The 750-nt window shown below is 60.8% G+C and carries 1 protein-coding gene; it reads right to left on the reverse strand.

All coding sequences use genetic code 11. The features are described from left to right. Nucleotides 1-38: 38 nt before the first annotated feature. Nucleotides 39-750, reverse strand: a 712-nt coding sequence (locus FPV16_RS25890) for an IS3 family transposase (RefSeq protein ID WP_227441370.1), incomplete at its 5' end; no start/stop codon positions are given.

A 750-nucleotide genomic window follows, 5' to 3' on the forward strand; every position in this document is an offset into this window, starting at 1 on the left:
TGACCTGACCGGTATTTTGGACCGAGCCGATTGAGAGGCTACTGCATGGTGGCGACCATGGGTAGCCGGAAGGCCAGATCCGGGAAGGTGACAGGCGCGGGCGGCCGGTAGCCCAAGGACGAATGCGGTCGAACGCGGTTATAGGTATTCTGCCAAATCCCAATTACGGTCTGTGCCTCCTTAAGTGAGTAGAAGATCTCTTGGCGTAGGCACTCGTCCTTTAGCTTGCCATTGAAGCTCTCACAATAGCCATTCTCCCATGGCGATCCTGGTGCAATGTACTGGATCTGCGGGCCGGTTTTGGCGACCCATTTCCGCAAAGCCTTCGAGATCATCTCTGGGCCGTTGTCGCAGCGGATGTTGTCGGGGATGCCATGCAGGCACATCGCATCTGCCAGCGCCTCGATCACACCCAGACTGCTGATGCGCCTCGCGACCTTTAGCGCCAGGCAGGCGCGACTGTGCTCGTCGATCAGCGTCAGGATACGCAGGCTTCGCCCGTCATGGGTCTGGCCCTGCACAAAGTCGAAGCTCCAGACGTGATTGCGATGGAGAGGCCGCAGCCGTACGCAGGAGCCATCGTTCAACCACAGCCGGCTTCGCGGCCGATGCTTTTGCGGGACCTTGAGCCCCTCACGACGCCAGATCCGCTGAACCCGGTCTTTCCCCACCTGCCAGCCCGCTGCCTGCAGCAATGCGGTGACGCGGCGGTAGCCGTAGCGTCCGTACTCGGACGCCAAGGCGATGATG

The organism is Methylobacterium sp. W2 (genome assembly GCF_020662345.1).
Lineage (GTDB): Bacteria > Pseudomonadota > Alphaproteobacteria > Rhizobiales > Beijerinckiaceae > Methylobacterium.